Origin of the sequence: Niallia circulans NBRC 13626 (assembly GCF_001591585.1) — a bacterium.
GTDB lineage: Bacteria > Bacillota > Bacilli > Bacillales > Cytobacillaceae > Niallia > Niallia circulans.
Window position 1 is genome coordinate 20,806 of record NZ_BCVE01000003.1, and the last position, 16,698, is coordinate 37,503.

Consider the following 16,698-nt stretch of genomic DNA (forward strand, 5'->3'; position numbering starts at 1 on the left):
GTCAAGTTATATGTATGTATTCTCTCGTTTTTATCATACTTTATCTTTTTCTACTATTTAGTCGTTTTTTCCTGCTAATCCCCTTAAATTTTACCTTTTCCTTCAATTTAATTATAATTATCTACTATATGAAGCAAATTACTGTTTTAATTTAATAAAATGGAGGTTTTCAAACTTGCTTAAAATGTTTTCCACTCAACTAAGTGGGCTATTTAAAAGATTGCATGAGAAAGAAGAGGAAGCAATCGAAGACAGTTCAAGACTATTAGCACAAGCCATTGTCAGTGACGGGAAGATTTATTTCTATGCCACAAATGAAATGGCTGGAGTAATAGCAGAAGCAACAACTGGGATGGAGCCAATGCCAAATACAGAAGAATGGGCAAATACACCGCTTGAATCTATTACCTCAAACGATCGGTTTATTCTTTTTGCTCGAACAAATGAAGAGGAAGAAATAAACACATTTGCTAAACAGCTATACGATGCTCAAGTTCCCTTTATTTCCATCTGTTCCATTACCAATCCTGATATCGAATCACTGATTGACTTCGCAGATGTTTCTATCGACTTAAGACTTTCTAAAGGCTTATTGCCTGACGATGAAGGAAAGCGATATGGCTATCCATCGTTAATTGCTGCTCTTTTTATTTATCATGGCATTAAATTTACAACCGATGAAATTCTGAAAGAATATGATTTATAAAGAAGAATGACTATTACATTAAATGTTAGAAAACATTACAAAAAAGAGACTTTTCCAAATAAGTGGAATAGCCTCTTTTTTAAGTTTGCCCTAAACTTTATTTTTCTGCTAAGCGGATAGATGCACCAACAAACTCACGGAAAAGAGGTTGCGGGCGAGTTGGTCTCGAGATAAATTCTGGGTGGAATTGAGAAGCAACAAACCAAGGATGATCTTTTAATTCAACAATTTCCACTAAACGGCCATCTGGGCTAGTTCCTGAGAATACAAATCCTGCATTTTCCATCTCTTGACGATATTGATTATTGAACTCATAACGATGACGATGTCTCTCATAAATTACCTCGTCTTGATATGCTTCATATGCTCTAGTATCTTCTTTTAATTTACATGGATATAAACCTAAACGAAGTGTTCCACCTAAATCTTCCACATCCTTCTGTTCTGGCAGAAGGTCAATAACTGGATGCGTTGTTGCTTCGTTAATTTCAGAAGAATGAGCATCATTCCAACCTAAAACATTACGAGCAAATTCGATAGATGCTACCTGCATACCTAAGCAAATTCCAAAGAAAGGAACCTTCTGTTCACGTGCATATTGCGTTGCAAGGATTTTCCCTTCCACGCCACGGTCTCCGAATCCTCCTGGTACAAGAATTCCATCTGCATCTTGTAATAATTCTTGGACATTTTCTTTCGTTACCTGCTCTGCATTGATCCAATCGATCTCAATGTCAGCATCATATGCATATCCAGCATGTTTTAAAGCTTCTACTACAGAAATATAAGCATCTTGTAATTCAACATATTTACCAACAAGGGCAATTTTTGTTGTTTTAGAAAGATGACGAACGCGATCTACTAGTTCAATCCATTCTGTCATATCTGCTTCTTGACATTTAAGCTTTAAATGATCACATACAATTTGATCAAGATTTTGCTCTTGAAGAGCTAATGGAATAGTATAAAGTGTATCTGCATCACGACACTCAATAACAGATTTATTGTCTATATCACAGAATAAAGCAATTTTATCCTTCATATCTTCAGAAATAGGTTTTTCTGTTCTTACTACAATCACATTTGGCTGAATTCCTAAGCTGCGCAGCTCTTTTACACTATGTTGTGTTGGTTTAGTTTTCATTTCCCCTGCAGCTTTGATGTATGGTACCAATGTACAATGAATATACATAACATTGTCACGACCAATATCACTTTTAATTTGACGAATAGCTTCTAAGAATGGTAAGGATTCGATGTCTCCAACCGTTCCGCCGATTTCTGTAATTACTACATCTGCATTCGTTTCACGACCAGCTCTAAATACTCGTTCTTTGATCTCATTGGTAATGTGTGGAATTACTTGCACTGTACCGCCAAGATAATCTCCTCTACGTTCTTTTCTTAATACAGTAGAATAGATTTTTCCTGTTGTCACATTATTATATTTCGTTAAATTGATATCAATAAAACGCTCATAGTGTCCTAAGTCTAAGTCCGTTTCTGCACCATCATCTGTTACAAACACTTCTCCATGCTGATATGGACTCATTGTACCAGGATCCACATTGATATACGGGTCAAACTTTTGAATCGTTACACTTACACCACGATTTTTGAGCAAGCGTCCTAGTGATGCTGCTGTAATACCTTTTCCTAGTGAAGATACTACTCCACCTGTTACAAAAATATATTTTGTCATTATATAATCCCCCTTGATTTAAGTTTGCTCCAATTCCTCTTTATTTAAGACGAATTAACTAATTTTTTTAGAGGGGTATGAAACGATTGCTATTTACTTTCTTTACTAAAAAATAAAAAGCGCTCCACTTACTTTCTAAAAGTAAGGGAGCGCTATATTTAGCGAATTTTAGTTCGTTCCTCTTTTTAAGGAGCCCAAAAAAGATTTTACTAGCAACGACTCTAAATGTCAAGACTAGGAGATTATTTATCCTCATCCTCGTCATCAAATTCGTCGTCGTCTTCCTCGTCATCCTCATCAAGGTCATCGTCATCGATTTCATAATCTTCATCGAAGTCATCATCATCTTCTGACAAATCGTCATCTAGTAGATCATCATCTTCTTCATCTAAATCCTCATCCTCATCTAGAAGCTCTTCGTCATCTAGATCAGCATCAAAGTCATCAAAATCGTCATCTTCATCTAGGCTATCAAAATCATCGAAGTCATCATCGACAGCTTTTTTCGCTTTCTTCTTCTTCGGTTTTGTGACTGTTACGACATCTTCTTCTGACTTATCTACAGGATACCATAAACGAAGCCCCCAACGATTGTCTCCTAATGATAAGAAGCGACCATCAATATTAACATCTGTATATAATTGTGCTATTTTTTCATTAACCTCTTCTTCACTTAACCCAACTAATTTTGCTACTTCATCCATTAGTTCATTAAACGCATAAGGTGTTTTACCACCATTCATAATTTCATGTGCTACATCAATTAGCGACATTTCTTTTAGTTCTTCTTGTGTGTATTTATCAACACTCATTCTTTTGCACTTCCTTTCTTATCTACTCTTATCCCTTTCCTGAAAGCTCGGACTGAAATTCAGGTGGAAGTTTCACTTTTCGGGAGTTTATTATTTTTCTATGCTTTTGTTGATCATTCTGCAATAAATCCTATAACCTATTTTAATGCCTTTTGAAAAGAGCTTTAACTAAAATAGTAAAAATACATATTCTCCATTATAAACAAATTTTAGGTGAATATGCTAGTTCTAGTTAAGGTTTATTTAACTTTTCTTCAAAATAAAAGTTTTCCTTCTCTTTTCCCATTATTTTTGAATGTTTGTTCTTAGCTAGTTTAAAAAACAGAAGGGATAAAAGAAAGAAGCCAATGGAACCTAAGTGATGCTTATAAAGGAAAGTAAACACCACCATATATACAGGTATTCCCATCCATATCCATAATTTCCGCACTGCTAATCCATCCCAACTAAATGTAGAATATTCTTACTTCTAGGATAACGATTCTATCAAGGGGTGCGCAAGTCTATACTCTATTTTTTCTTTTCTCTCCCATCATTTATTGTAATTTTGATGAATAGCAATCTCTACGGACATTACCAAGCAAGGTATGAAAGGAAGGGAATATCGGCAATACTATCCTTCTAAGGAGGGCATTATGAATGAAGACATTCTTGATTATCCTAAGCATTATTGCCATACTCATTTTCCTTCTTTACCTGGACTTTCAATTAGGTAAGAGAGCTCAGCACCAAAAAATCAATCGAAAAAATCATCCTTTTAGATATAGTGACTTTCACATTTACTCGGACGGAACGGAGCTTTTTCCAGCCCTCTTTCAAGCAATTGAAGAGGCTACTGATCATGTCCATATTCTTTTTTATACTATTAAAACAGACAGTATTTCCAAAGAGTTTCTCAATCTTTTAAAATCAAAAGCACATGAAGGAGTGGAAGTGCGTCTTATTTTAGATTGGTTAGGAAGTTATAAAATAAGAAGAAAAGTTAGGGAAGAATTAAAAAAGGCTGGTATTCAGTTTGCTTTTTGCCAGCTTCCATCTTTCCCTTATCTATTTTATTCCTTGCAGGTTAGAAACCATAGAAAAATTGCTATTATTGATGGTAAAGTTGGTTTTATGGGCGGCTTTAATATTGGCAAGGATTATATTCATGCCAATATTAAATTGAGCCCGTGGCGTGACTATCATCTTAAATTGATTGGCGAAGGGGTCGATGACTTACAGCGAGAATTTTTAATGGATTGGTTAAAAGCTTCAAAGATAAATCTACTGCAAAATCGAATATATTTTCCTGTGCAAAAAAAGGGAGCATCTAGGCATCAAATAATTCCTACACAAGGGGTTTACTTAGAAGAAATAGTCTGTCATGTCATAAAAAACTGCAAAAGTTCTCTTTTAATTACCACTCCTTATTTTATACCTAGTAAACAAATAACAAGCGAGTTACTAAGAGCATTACATAGAAATATTTCCATTACTATCCTTATTCCAGATAAGGCTGATCATTTATTGGTCAAGGAGGCTTCTTTTCCTTATTTACGTACATTGCTTGCACATGGAGCAAGTGTTTATCAGTATATGAATGGTTTTTTTCATGGTAAATTAATTAATATTGATAATGAAATTATCATTATTGGTTCAGCCAATTTTGATAGACGCAGTATCTTTTTAAATCATGAGTTAAATTGTTGTATCTACGACCAAGGCTTTATAGAAAGAATGAACAAGATTACAACAGAGGATTTACAGCAGGCAAAGGAGTTATCTCTTGAAGGTTTAGATACCATTACAATGAGAAGTAAGCTAAAAGAATGGATAGCCCGCCTTTTCGCTCCATTTCTATAAACACATTACGGAACTATCCTTAGACGTTTTGTAAAGACATGCCCGGAATATAAGTATTCCAGCTAAACATAACCCCAAACAATCACAAGAAGTAAATAAAACTTCTTGTGACTGTTTGGGTCTTTATTTTTAAAAAAGAATTATTTTGTAGTTATTTTCCGCAGACGGAATACCATTCACTTTCCATGGGCTACCCCTAAGCTGCTTCGGATTTGCAACCAATATCCAATCAATCATAAACATCGTTACTGTTTTTTATGACTGGTATTTTTATTTTGACAAAAAATGATTCTTCCTTATAGGTGTAATCAAGATAGCCACAATGCTTCTTCACGATATCAAGGATGATTCTTGTTCCATATCCTCGTTCTTTCCCCATCTTCGTCGACTTACCAAATTTCTTATATAAAGAGTCTAAGATGGAAACTGGAATAGGCAAGCAGTCATTTTTGCATGACAGTAAATAAAGCCCACTTCTTTTGGATAGCCCAATAGTAATATGGGCCTCTCGTTGATACTCTTGCTGCCATTCTCGACTTGCTTCTAAGCTATTAGACAATAAATTTCCTACTAAACCGACGATATCCTTTTCTTTCATCGGCAACGTCGATAAAGGTATATCAAAATCATATTTTAGCGCGATATTTTCCTGAACCGCCTGCTTATAAACTCTATGCAAGACAGAGGCTACAGATCCACTTTCCCCTTTTATAGATAGATTTGTTTCTTCATATCCTTCTACCAGTTCGTCTAAATAACACTTAGCATGGGAGGAACCCTCTTTTTCCAGCATAAAATGCACAGCTGAAATATGCTTTAAAAAATCATGTCTTTCGCTGCGCACTACTTGAAAAAGTTCATTATATTGGCTTATCTCCTTCTCGTAGGACTCTTTTGCCTGTTGTAGTGAAAAGATTTTTCCTCCAATCATAAACCGCACTATTTCTATTAGTACAAACAACAGCAGGAATAATATATTCCAGTATGTGAAAGTAACCTGAATATGCAAAAGCAAAACCAATGATTGTACAAGCCAGAAGAGAACTTCTAAGCTGGAAGTAATAACAGCTTTATCTTGATGTAAATATTTCGAAAAAACAAAGCATATTCCCACAAAGAATGCAAAGATCCAATATGCTTGCACTGAAAAACTTACGTGGTCGATTACTATTTTGCTATGTATGGTGCTATAGACAGCAATAAGCAGCCAATAAAAATGGTTATTATTAATCATATATACCTCTTTAAAAATAATTTTCCTGAAGAAAATCTACCTTTTCCTTTGTAATCAATGCCTTTTCCTCTAATCCTTCGAATGCTACAGCATAAGAGTTCTTTGCATAAAGAGAAAAATTTTTAACATAATGAATGTTTATAATAAAGGATCGATGGGAGCGAATAAAATCTCTTTCTCTCAGTTCTCCCTCTAATTCATTTAACGTTTGATATGTTTTGATCGCTTCTGCTTTTGTATAAATGGTTGTTGACCTTCCAGATCGTTCAATAAAAACAATATCCTTCTTTTGGATAATGTGAATTTCACTCTTTTGCTTAATATAAAGTCTTCCAGCAATCTCTGTAGACTTTGTCATTTCTAATGCTCGGTGTACCGATTGGGTAAGCCGCTCCTTATTATAAGGCTTCATAATATAGTCATGGACGTTCAGTTCAAAGGCATGAACAGCATAGCCACTAGTACCTGTTACAAAAATGACCAAAATATTCAAAGCATGAGAATGAATAATGTCCGCTAATTCATATCCCGATAAACCTGGCATTTCAATATCCGCAATTAACAAATCAATGCTTTCTTTTTTTATTTCCGTATAAGCCTCTTCCGCAGAAAGTGTTGAGAAGATAATCTCAACATCAGGAATACCGGAAACAATGCCTATTAATTTATCTAGATCAATCATACGGTCATCAACTAAACCAACTCTCAACTTTTCTTTCTCCCTTCATCCCCACAAATACTGACAGAAATTACCCTTTTTATTTTACCATGATTTCTCTACGTTCGGATGGGTTTCACCGCATTTTCCATCCCCACAAGTATTCCTATATGCGGTATCTTCCCTTTTCACGACATGAAAAGCCATTTTCGTGACATAATGGCAGAAAAAAAGAGGCTCTCCGATTATGATAAATGTAACGAAACCAATACGAGGTGAAAGAGTATGATAACAATTCAAACGGTAACTAAAAAATTCCAAGATAAAAAAACTTCTGTAACAGCCCTGAAACACGTGTCATTTTCCATAAAAAAAGGAGAAACAATTGCTTTACTTGGAGAGAATGGAGCAGGCAAGACGACGCTTCTACGTTCCATTGCCACCCTTATTCAACCAACAGAAGGAACTATAACGGTTGATCAATATGATACAAAGAAAAACCCAAATGAAATTAAACAAAAAATTGGTGTTCTATTCGGTGGAGAAACTGGTCTTTATGAGCGATTAACTGCAAGAGAGAATTTGGAGTACTTTGCTAATCTATACGGATTAGGAAAACATGAAACAAAGGTAAGAATCGATGAGCTTTCTAGGATGTTTGGAATGAGAGATTATTTAAATCGCAAGGTTGGCGGCTTTTCTAAAGGGATGAGACAAAAAGTGGCGATTGCACGAGCGATTATTCATGACCCCGAAATTATTCTTTTTGATGAACCTACAACAGGCTTGGATATTACTGCTTCAAATGTATTCCGCCAGCTTGTTCATCAATTAAAAAGAGAAGGAAAAACCATATTATTTTCCAGCCACATTATGGAAGAAGTAGCGTTGCTTTGTGATAGCGTTGCTATGATACACAAAGGAGAGCTTGTCTATCATGGAAAGCTTGAAGATTTATACAAAGCGGAAGGCAGCCAGGACCTAAACTACATCTTTATGAGTAAATTAGTTAGAGGAGGAAACACATATGCTATTTAAATTATTTTTAAAAGAATTAAAGGATTCATTTCGCGATAGACGCACATTACTACTTTCCGTTTTCTTACCGATTATTATGATGACAGGCTTAACCCTCTTTTATGAAAAGTTAGTATCTAGTGATGAAGGAGACACCTACCAATTAGCCATTCCAACAAATATAAACGAAGAGATGAAAGCTAATTTAGCTGCTTATACAAACATTGAATTAATAGATTCTGATAATCCCGAAAAAATGGTAAAAGATGGAGATGCACAGGCTGCCATACTGATAGAGAATGGTTTTAGCGAAAAACTCAGCCAAGGAGAAAATACCAATATCGTTCTCATTGGAGATTCCTTTAGTGAAAAATCTTCTACGTTACTTTCGATTGTTATGAATGCATTAAATGAATACGAAAAGATGGTGGTAACAGAACGATTAAATGAAGCAGGTGTCAAAAGTTCGATTGTACAGCCTTTCTCTATTAAACAACAAGAAATTTCTGCAGAGGACCCAACCATTAATTTAGTCGCTATGCTTATTCCATTAATCCTATCATTAGCTTTAGGAGTCGGAGCTTCTCCTGCCGCTGCGGATCTGTTTGCAGGAGAAAAAGAAAAGAAAACAATGGAAGCATTATTAATGACTCCCGTAAAGCGTTCAACTTTAGTTATTTCTAAATGGTTAACTATCACCACCATTGGGGTTTTAACTGGTTTGATCACTTTGCTGGTAGTTGTGCTTGAAATTGCCTTTTTTACGGAAAATTTAAAAAATGCTGTTCCTGTGCATGATAATTTTGCATTAATTATCTTATTCGCTTTGGTTATGACGATTATTTACTCTATGTTAATTGCTTCATTGCTTATGATTACTAGTATTATTGGTAAGACGATTAAAGAGGCTCAAAGCTATAGCACGCCGATACTGCTTCTGACTATTTTTCCAATGATGCTTTTATCAACTACTGGAATAAATGAATTAACTACTAACCATTTTATTATTCCTTTTGTTAATGTATTTAGCACTCTAAAAGAGTTAATATTCGGGGAAATAATTTATCAGCATTTGCTTCTTACCCTAGGATCAAATTTAGTCTTTATCGTTATTTCCTTTCTGATTGGCAGAATGCTATTTTTAAAGGATAAGTGGGTTATTAATTAAGCATAATAAGTATTTCAATCAAATATAACCCCGAATAATTATACGTACACACTAAAAAAAATATTCGTATAATTGTTCGGGGTTTAATTAATTTTTAAGAAAAAGGGTCTGTGGTGATCAGCCGCAGCCTGAATACACTTCACTTTCTCCATTTAGCAAGCGGCTCAATGCGGCGGGTAAGACTCCGATTTCCAGCGCAAGCTGATTAAGGAAATAATCGTTTTTGACCATAATACTGCAAGACGTAATCACGTCTAATCTATTTCTTTCTACCGGCACTTTCCTCCCCTTCCGTTCTTGAATAATCTATTTTCTATACTTTTAATTACGTTTTTTATGTCATGGAATCCAAAGTCTAAACTATCCTTATTGGTGATTCCAGTCATTTCTCTATTTTATTTCTTGAAAATTGGACAGCAGGAATTTTTTATACTTTGGAAACAGGCAGTGCAGAAAGAAAATCTTGGATATCATTTATATACTCCACATAATTTTTCTTTTAAAGAATTAAAATTGTATAACCTTAAAGATTATTTATTGAACAAGTATTGGGATATTAAAAAACCTTTATTGATCAAGACACAAAAATTTTGAGAAAGAAAATATATTTGAATCTCATCTATCCCCCTTTTTATTTGGACAAGTCGATCGTATTGCCAGTAGCCCAAATGTTTTGAGTTTCCAGTTAGAAATGTATCTTGATTAAATTTTGATAAAAGTATTCTAGAATAATCAACATCCCACATAGACACGCACAGGGGGAAAAGTCATAAGATTGAGGTGGTGTATATGTTTTTAAGAAGATGTATAAACATTTCATGCTGTTTTATTGTTTTACTTATGTTATCTGCATGTCAATCATTAACAAAGTTTAAAGATAAAACCATTGAAGAAACAAAAAAAACAATGCATTTTACTGAGGGTAACGAAAACGAAACAGCTGAAACAATGGAGAGTTTGATTGCTAAGGGAAAATTCGCTCAAGTGGTCTACAACGAAAAACTTTATCAGCTGAAAGATAAAGTTGATGAAGACACAAAAGGAAAAGTCATAGGGGCAATAGGCAAAACTTTCTTTGTAGATAGCGACGGAAAGAGATGGTCGGAAGAAGAACTGAAAGAACCGTATATCTCTCTTGACCCTGATGATATCAGAGAGAAAAAACCTTTACGATATGGGAAGGTTTACAGTGCAAACGAAGACGTCGATGCCAAAGATGAAATCATCGTTGAGTTTAATCACGAGTATTATCGGGCGGTTTTGATTAAGAATGAAAAGGAATAAGGGAGAGTGTGAAATGAGTGCAGTCCTATTAGAAACCAAAAGTCTTACAAAAAAGTTTGGCAAGGAAACAGCTGTTTCAGATGTTTCACTAACTGTTCAAAAAAACAGCATTTATGGTCTGCTTGGACCAAATGGAGCTGGGAAATCGACAACACTTAAAATATTGACAGGAATTTTACGGAAGACTTCTGGTGAGGTTTTCTTCGACGGACATAAATGGGATCGTTCTGATTTGCAAAATATTGGATCTTTAATAGAAGCTCCGCCCATTTACGATAATTTAACAGCATTTGAAAATGTAAAAGTACATGCCACGCTGCTGGGCCTATCTGAAGAGCGTATACACAGTGTGCTAAAGACTGTAGATATGCAGCATACTGGTGAGAAAAGAGCAGGCCAGTTTTCTATGGGGATGAGGCAGCGGCTGGGGATTGCTATTGCTTTATTAAATCATCCTAAATTATTAATTCTTGATGAGCCTACGAACGGGCTAGATCCAATCGGTATTCAGGAGCTCCGAGACCTTATCCGCTCTTTTCCTCAAGAAGGAATAACCGTGATTTTATCTAGTCATATCCTTTCAGAAGTAGAGCAAATAGCAGATCATATTGGGATTATCATCGGCGGTCACCTTGGATACCAGGGCGAAATAAATAAGACTGATGATTTAGAGCATTTGTTTATGGAAGTTGTAAAGGCAAGCCGTGAAAAAGAGGGTGTAAAAAGATGATAAATTATATGAAGGCCGAAAACCTGAAGTTTAAACGGACTTTTTCTAGAAAAATGATTATCTTTGTACCGCTCCTTAATATAGGTTTTTCTTTTTTAATGAACATTCAATTTTTTGTTTCCGGTACTTTTAACTGGTGGTCTATTATTTTTATGCCAGTGATGATTGCTTTACTTTGCTCGTTATCTCATCAAAAAGAAAAAAAAGCCTCTAATTATAATGGCACATATTCATTGCCTATTGATTTGGGGAGATTATGGTATTCTAAGATTGTCATTATTATGGTTTATTCGTTATTATCTCAAATTGTATTTTTAGTGTTTATGTTACTTATGGGATTCGTTTTAGCTGATTTTGCCATTGTTACGCTTTCTACAGTTGCCGCAAGTTTATTGCTTTGGGTAACAAGCCTTTGGCAAATTCCACTTTGTTTATTTGTTGCCAAAAAGTGGGGTCTTACAATAGCAGTAATGTTAAATCTCATAGGAACATTTGTTTTGGGAATAATGCCGGCATCTCGCTCTTTTTGGTGGTTTATTCCGTGGAGCTGGCCAATCCGAATGATGTGTCCAACAATAGGTATTCACCCTAACGGTCTGTTGCTTGAAAAAAATAATCCTTTGTTGAGTTGGATGGTCGTCCCTCCCGCTATATTGATTTCTGTACTATTATTTTTGTTAATAGCGTTTTTAACCAGCCGTTCATTTGCTCCTTCCATTGATTACAGAAGAAAAAAGCAGGGGGCGATGTAAAGTGGGACTGCTTTTGAGGTGTTTACAAGCTGATTTTCAAAAAAACAGGCACACCTCCTTTATGTGGCTGCATTTCATTATCCCTATAGTTTGTTCAGGTGTGTTAATCCTGTATTTTTATGGAAGAGACCAAAGCCAATTTCATTTGTATAAATCTTTTATGGAAGCTATTGCTATTGCATTACCGCTGCTCATAGGGGTTTTATGCGGCATGACCGCATCTTTAGAAGAACAGGCTGGAAAATTCCAAGTGTTGCTGGGAGGCACATCTCCGAAAATTATTGCTTATGCCAGTAAAATGTTAATGCTTCTTCTCATGGAACTTTGCTCAATTGGCATAGCGATTTTCCTTTATATAATGGGATTAACATTTATTTTAAATGTGCCGGATTTGCCTTATGATATTTTTATAACAGGTGCTGCCTGGCTGGTTGCGGGCAGTGTCGTTCTATATGTTATTTATTTTTTTATCAGCTGTATGTTTGGAATGGGTGCTTCTGTTCTGATAGGCGGAGCGGGCCTGCTTTTGACAGCTCTCATGAATACTGGATTAGGAGATGCGATATGGAAATATAACCCTTGGGCTTGGAGTATTAGATTATCAGGTTTAAATGGGGTTCTCCATTTTATAGAAAAAGGGAATTATTCTTTATTAATGCATGAAATAAATTCAGCGGTATTTATTGTTGTTTTTGGTACAGTATGTATAATTATTGCCAGTCTAATATGGTTTAGCAGATGGGAAGGCAGAAAAACGTTTGAATAGCATGAGGGGGATGGAAAATGGCAAAAATCCTTGCTGTCGATGATGAAAAAGATATTCTTGCACTGATACAAAATATTTTGCGCCGTGATCAGCATAAAGTCGACACTTTAGATCGTGTTAAAGGCCAGCCGCCTGATTTATTTCAAGGATATGATTTAATTTTGCTTGATGTTATGATGCCGGACATTGACGGTTTTGAGCTATGTAAACAGATACGGCCTTTGGTGGATTGTCCCATATTATTCCTCACGGCTAAAACTGAAGAGGAAGCGATAATCAAAGGCCTCATTACTGGCGGAGATGATTATATTACAAAGCCGTTCGGCGTTAGAGAGCTTAGTGCTAGAGTTAATGCTCACTTAAGAAGGGAACGGAGAGACAAACATCAATCGAAAAGAGTCATCTCTGGTTTTTTATTTCATTTTGATAGTAAAGAAGTATTTATCAATAATCAAAAACTTAACTTAACAAAAAATGAATATAAAATATTTGAATTTTTAGCTCAACATAAAGGGAGAACTTTTTCAAGAGAACAAATTTACGAGGAGATATATGGACTTGAGGGGAATGCCTTGTATTCAACAATTACTGAGTTTATCAGAACGATTCGCAGAAAATGTAAAGAGCATAATGCAGACCCTATCAAAACGGTATGGGGATTCGGGTACAAATGGGAATAAATTTTAATGGCCAAAAAACACTTCTTAGAGAACTGATAAAGTATATAGCTGCGTTATGTATTAGTTTGATTGTACTTGCTCTGCTCTATTTATTTATGAATACCATCGCTATGAATATGGGCTTCTCACATCCAGCAAATTATAATGAACAAGAAGCAGAGAAACTTGCGCCGAAGCTGGAACATGTAGATAAAGTAACTGCTGATGTGATTCCTGATACGATGTCATTTGCCCTCCTAGATAAAGAAACAAAACAAAAAACAGCTGGAACTATTAAAGAAACAGATCTGAACCTGGTAAAAAAGAAGCTTGAAAAAAAACCGTATGTCAATTATAAACAAAAAGGATATTTGATTATAGAAAGAAAAAATGAGTATTGTATTTTGCAATATTCATTACGGGCAGATTTCAGCTCACCTTTATTAAGAAAATACCTTCCTAATTATGAATTAACGAGTATCAGTATTTTGATAATCTTGCTCATTATAGACATTTCTATTATAACAACGTACTTTGCTAATAGATTAAGAAAACATTTTGAAACACTGAATGTAATTACTCGATATATAAAAGAGCAAAATTTGCAGTTCACCCCCGAATTTACACATATTAAGGAATTTGATGATGTAATTGACTCCTTAATTGAAATGAGAGATGCTCTTCGGTCATCACTCGAGGCCCAGTGGCGGTTAGAAAAAAATAAGAAAGAGCAAATTGGTGCTTTGGCACATGATATCAAAATCCCGATTACCATTATTAAAGGAAATGCTGAATTACTCAGCTTATCTATTCAAAACGAAGAACAAGCTGAGTATACAAAGTATATTCTTGGAGCAGGAAATCAAATTGAACAATATATTTCTCAGCTTATTTATCTTTCAAGAACGGAGGATTCCTTAACTATTCATTTGGAGAAAGCCTTTATAGATAAGCTGACAGAAACTCTGCAGAAAGATATATCCGCCTATAAAGGGAATAAGAAAATAACTATTTCATTTAAAAAAGAAAATCTCAAGAAAGAGGCGGAAATTGACTGGCAGCTGTTACATAGAGCGTTATTGAATATTTTAACAAACGCGGTTGATTATACACCAGAAGATGGGACTGTCTCGGTGCATGCGGAATGCGATTCTGATACTCTTTACTTTTTGGTAAAAGACACAGGAAATGGATTTTCGGAAAGCGGGCTAAAAAAAGCAACAGAACTTTTTTACATGGATGACAAGGCCCGTCAGTCTAAAGGTCATTATGGAATGGGGTTGACCTTCGCAAAAAATGCTGTGAATCTCCATAATGGAGAACTGACTCTTGGAAACACGATAGAGGGCGGCGGAGAAGTGCGAGTGAAAATACCCTTATATAGAAATCATTAACCCCACGCCCTATCTGGACGTGGGTTGTAATGCTTCGCGCGGTATAAAGCCAAATAAAAATGCTGATGATGATCGAAGCTGCCAGCAATGCTAATATAATACTCAATTTCATCATCTCTTTATTTATTTCTTATATGATCTTACAAATACTGAAGAGTATTATAGGAATAGGAAAATGTTAAATCTCTTCTCCTTACCTTTTTTAATACCAAAAGAAAAAAATCGAATACCTTGCAAATGTTGAAGAAATAACTATTAAAAGGAGGAAAGCATCTATTTTCGCTTTCCTCCTTTTGATTTATTACATTTTTTCTGGTGCAGATACGCCAATAAGCGCCAAGGCATTTCTTAATGTGATTTGCGTTGCTTGGATTAATGCTAAACGTGCTTTTGTTCTTTCTAAGTTATCTGCATCTAAAACTTTTTCAGCGTTATAGAAGCTATGGAAAGTTGATGCCAAATCGTAAATATAATTCGTAATACGGTGCGGCATTCTCTTTAATGCTGCTTCTCCTACTGCCTGCGGGAACTCTCCTAATTTCTTTAATAAGTCAAATTCCTTTTCCGCCGTAATTAGTGCAGCATTCAGCTCATCGGTCAGCTCTATTCCTTGTTCCTTTCCTTGTCTCAAGATACTTGAAATACGAGCATGGGCATATTGTGCATAATATACTGGGTTTTCATTCGATTGGGATACAGCGAGATCTAAGTCAAAATCTAAATGCGTATCCGCACTTCTCATGGCGAAGAAATAACGAGTTGCATCTAGCCCTACTTCTTCTACTAAGTCTCTCATTGTTACAGCTTTCCCTGTACGCTTACTCATCTTCATTTTTTCGCCATTTTTATATAAGTGAACAAGCTGAATAATTTCCACTTCTAATGCTTCTTTGTTATATCCTAATGCTTGGATTGCAGCTTTCATACGAGGAATGTAACCATGATGGTCTGCACCCCAAATATTAATAAGCTTTTCAAAGCCTCTATCTAATTTATCCTTATGATATGCGATGTCTGGCAATAAGTACGTAAAAGAGCCGTCATTTTTAATAAGCACACGGTCTTTATCATCTTCAAAATCAGTAGAACGTAACCATGTCGCTCCATCCTGTTCAAAAATATAGCCATTTTCCTTTAATTTGTTTAACGCTATATCAATCTTTCCATTTTGATAAAGAGATGTTTCGGAGAACCACACATCAAATTTCACACGGAAATCTTCTAAATCTTGTTTTAATTTAGCCATTTCATACTTCAGACCGTATTCACGGAAGAAGTCAAAACGTTCCTGTTCTGAAACATGGACATACTTATCCCCATATTCATCTGCTAGCTTTTTCCCGATTCCGATAATGTCTTCTCCATGATAGCCATCTTGCGGCATTTCTTTTTCCATCCCTAATGCTTGGAAATAACGCGCTTCTACCGATAATGCTAAGTTATTAATTTGGTTACCAGCATCATTAATATAGTATTCTCTTGAAACATCATAGCCAGCTTTATCTAAGATATTGCAAAGAGAATCTCCTACAGCCGCCCCACGCGCATGACCTAAGTGAAGGTCGCCAGTTGGGTTAGCTGAAACAAACTCCACTTGTACTTTTTCATTATTTCCAACTGTAGTTTGTCCATATTGCTCTCCTGCTTTAAGGATAGTTGGAATTAAATCCGTTAGATAGCTGTTATCCATATAAAAATTAATAAAACCAGGACCTGCTATTTCAACTTTTTTAATAGAAGCTTTCGTTTGATCGAAATTCTCAATAATCGCCTCTGCAATCATTCTTGGCGCTTTTTTGGCAACTCTCGCTAATTGCATCGCCATATTTGTAGAATAATCACCATGGGCTTTATCCTTTGGCAACTCCAATATTACTTCGGGAATTTGTTCTTCTGCTGCTAATCCAGCTTTTATGACACTTTGTTTAATTTCTTCCTTTAGCTTGTCCTTTATTTGATCTACAATATTCATTT

The 16,698-nt window shown here is 35.4% G+C and carries 15 protein-coding genes and 1 pseudogene; 10 read left to right on the forward strand and 6 right to left on the reverse strand.

The genetic code is table 11. The annotated features are described in order from the left end of the window. Positions 1–175 precede the first annotated feature (175 nt). Positions 176–706: a DUF2529 domain-containing protein gene (locus BCI01S_RS04410; RefSeq protein ID WP_047940763.1), complete on the forward strand. Its 531-nt coding sequence runs from the start codon at positions 176–178 to the stop codon at positions 704–706. 97 nt (positions 707–803) lie between these two features. Here BCI01S_RS04410 and pyrG read toward each other — a convergent pair whose 3' ends face one another. After that, a complete protein-coding gene (gene pyrG / locus BCI01S_RS04415) occupies positions 804–2,408 on the reverse strand; it encodes a CTP synthase (RefSeq protein ID WP_047940764.1) in 1,605 nt (534 codons plus the stop codon). Positions 2,409–2,650: 242 nt separating this feature from the next. Beyond that, complete coding sequence (gene rpoE / locus BCI01S_RS04425; protein ID WP_047940766.1) at positions 2,651–3,220, reverse strand: DNA-directed RNA polymerase subunit delta; 570 nt, start codon at positions 3,218–3,220, stop codon at positions 2,651–2,653. Between the two features lie 639 nt (positions 3,221–3,859). Here rpoE and cls point away from each other — a divergent pair. Then, positions 3,860–5,062, forward strand: coding sequence for a cardiolipin synthase (cls, locus tag BCI01S_RS04435; protein WP_047940768.1), 1,203 nt, complete (start codon positions 3,860–3,862; stop codon positions 5,060–5,062). Positions 5,063–5,291: 229 nt separating this feature from the next. Here cls and BCI01S_RS04440 read toward each other — a convergent pair whose 3' ends face one another. Both BCI01S_RS04440 and BCI01S_RS04445 read right to left on the reverse strand, forming a co-directional pair. Further along, entirely contained in the window at positions 5,292–6,296 is a 1,005-nt protein-coding gene (locus tag BCI01S_RS04440; protein WP_061796886.1) for a sensor histidine kinase, read from the reverse strand. A 10-nt stretch (positions 6,297–6,306) separates the two neighbouring features. Further along, the gene (locus BCI01S_RS04445; protein ID WP_268874794.1) at positions 6,307–7,005 is read right to left on the reverse strand and encodes a LytR/AlgR family response regulator transcription factor; all 699 of its coding nucleotides are present in this window, start codon (positions 7,003–7,005) and stop codon (positions 6,307–6,309) included. Positions 7,006–7,239: 234 nt separating this feature from the next. On the opposite strand from BCI01S_RS04445, the gene BCI01S_RS04450 reads away from it, so the two are divergent. Together BCI01S_RS04450 and BCI01S_RS04455 are read left to right on the forward strand one after the other, a co-directional pair. Next, complete coding sequence (locus tag BCI01S_RS04450; RefSeq protein WP_047940769.1) at positions 7,240–7,992, forward strand: ATP-binding cassette domain-containing protein; 753 nt, start codon at positions 7,240–7,242, stop codon at positions 7,990–7,992. After that, the gene (locus BCI01S_RS04455; protein ID WP_061796889.1) at positions 7,982–9,139 is read left to right on the forward strand and encodes an ABC transporter permease; all 1,158 of its coding nucleotides are present in this window, start codon (positions 7,982–7,984) and stop codon (positions 9,137–9,139) included. The genes BCI01S_RS04450 and BCI01S_RS04455 overlap by 11 nt, the downstream gene beginning before the upstream one ends. A 144-nt stretch (positions 9,140–9,283) precedes the next feature. On the opposite strand, the pseudogene BCI01S_RS24615 reads toward BCI01S_RS04455, so the two are convergent. Continuing rightward, positions 9,284–9,398, reverse strand: a pseudogene (locus tag BCI01S_RS24615) (transcriptional regulator); the annotation flags it as partial. A gap of 530 nt (positions 9,399–9,928) precedes the next feature. Between BCI01S_RS24615 and BCI01S_RS04465 the strand changes: the two are divergent. The 6 genes from BCI01S_RS04465 to BCI01S_RS04490 are packed head-to-tail and all read left to right on the forward strand — an operon-like array spanning position 9,929 to position 14,724. Next, complete coding sequence (locus tag BCI01S_RS04465; protein WP_047940772.1) at positions 9,929–10,423, forward strand: NisI/SpaI family lantibiotic immunity lipoprotein; 495 nt, start codon at positions 9,929–9,931, stop codon at positions 10,421–10,423. A gap of 13 nt (positions 10,424–10,436) precedes the next feature. Further along, positions 10,437–11,153, forward strand: a complete 717-nt coding sequence (locus tag BCI01S_RS04470; protein WP_047940773.1) for a lantibiotic protection ABC transporter ATP-binding protein — start codon at positions 10,437–10,439, stop codon at positions 11,151–11,153. Beyond that, complete coding sequence (locus tag BCI01S_RS04475) at positions 11,150–11,905, forward strand: lantibiotic immunity ABC transporter MutE/EpiE family permease subunit (protein WP_047940774.1); 756 nt, start codon at positions 11,150–11,152, stop codon at positions 11,903–11,905. The genes BCI01S_RS04470 and BCI01S_RS04475 overlap by 4 nt, the downstream gene beginning before the upstream one ends. A gap of 13 nt (positions 11,906–11,918) precedes the next feature. Next, complete coding sequence (locus BCI01S_RS04480) at positions 11,919–12,671, forward strand: lantibiotic immunity ABC transporter MutG family permease subunit (protein ID WP_235844441.1); 753 nt, start codon at positions 11,919–11,921, stop codon at positions 12,669–12,671. A gap of 17 nt (positions 12,672–12,688) precedes the next feature. Continuing rightward, the gene (locus BCI01S_RS04485; RefSeq protein WP_047940776.1) at positions 12,689–13,351 is read left to right on the forward strand and encodes a response regulator transcription factor; all 663 of its coding nucleotides are present in this window, start codon (positions 12,689–12,691) and stop codon (positions 13,349–13,351) included. Continuing rightward, entirely contained in the window at positions 13,342–14,724 is a 1,383-nt protein-coding gene (locus tag BCI01S_RS04490) for a HAMP domain-containing histidine kinase (RefSeq protein ID WP_047940777.1), read from the forward strand. Before BCI01S_RS04485 ends, BCI01S_RS04490 begins: the two co-directional genes overlap by 10 nt. A 301-nt stretch (positions 14,725–15,025) precedes the next feature. On the opposite strand, the gene argS is transcribed toward BCI01S_RS04490, so the two are convergent. Next, positions 15,026–16,696 (reverse strand): arginine--tRNA ligase, encoded by a 1,671-nt coding sequence (argS, locus tag BCI01S_RS04495; protein WP_061796893.1) that lies wholly within the window; start codon positions 16,694–16,696, stop codon positions 15,026–15,028. Between the last annotated feature and the right edge of the window lie 2 nt (positions 16,697–16,698).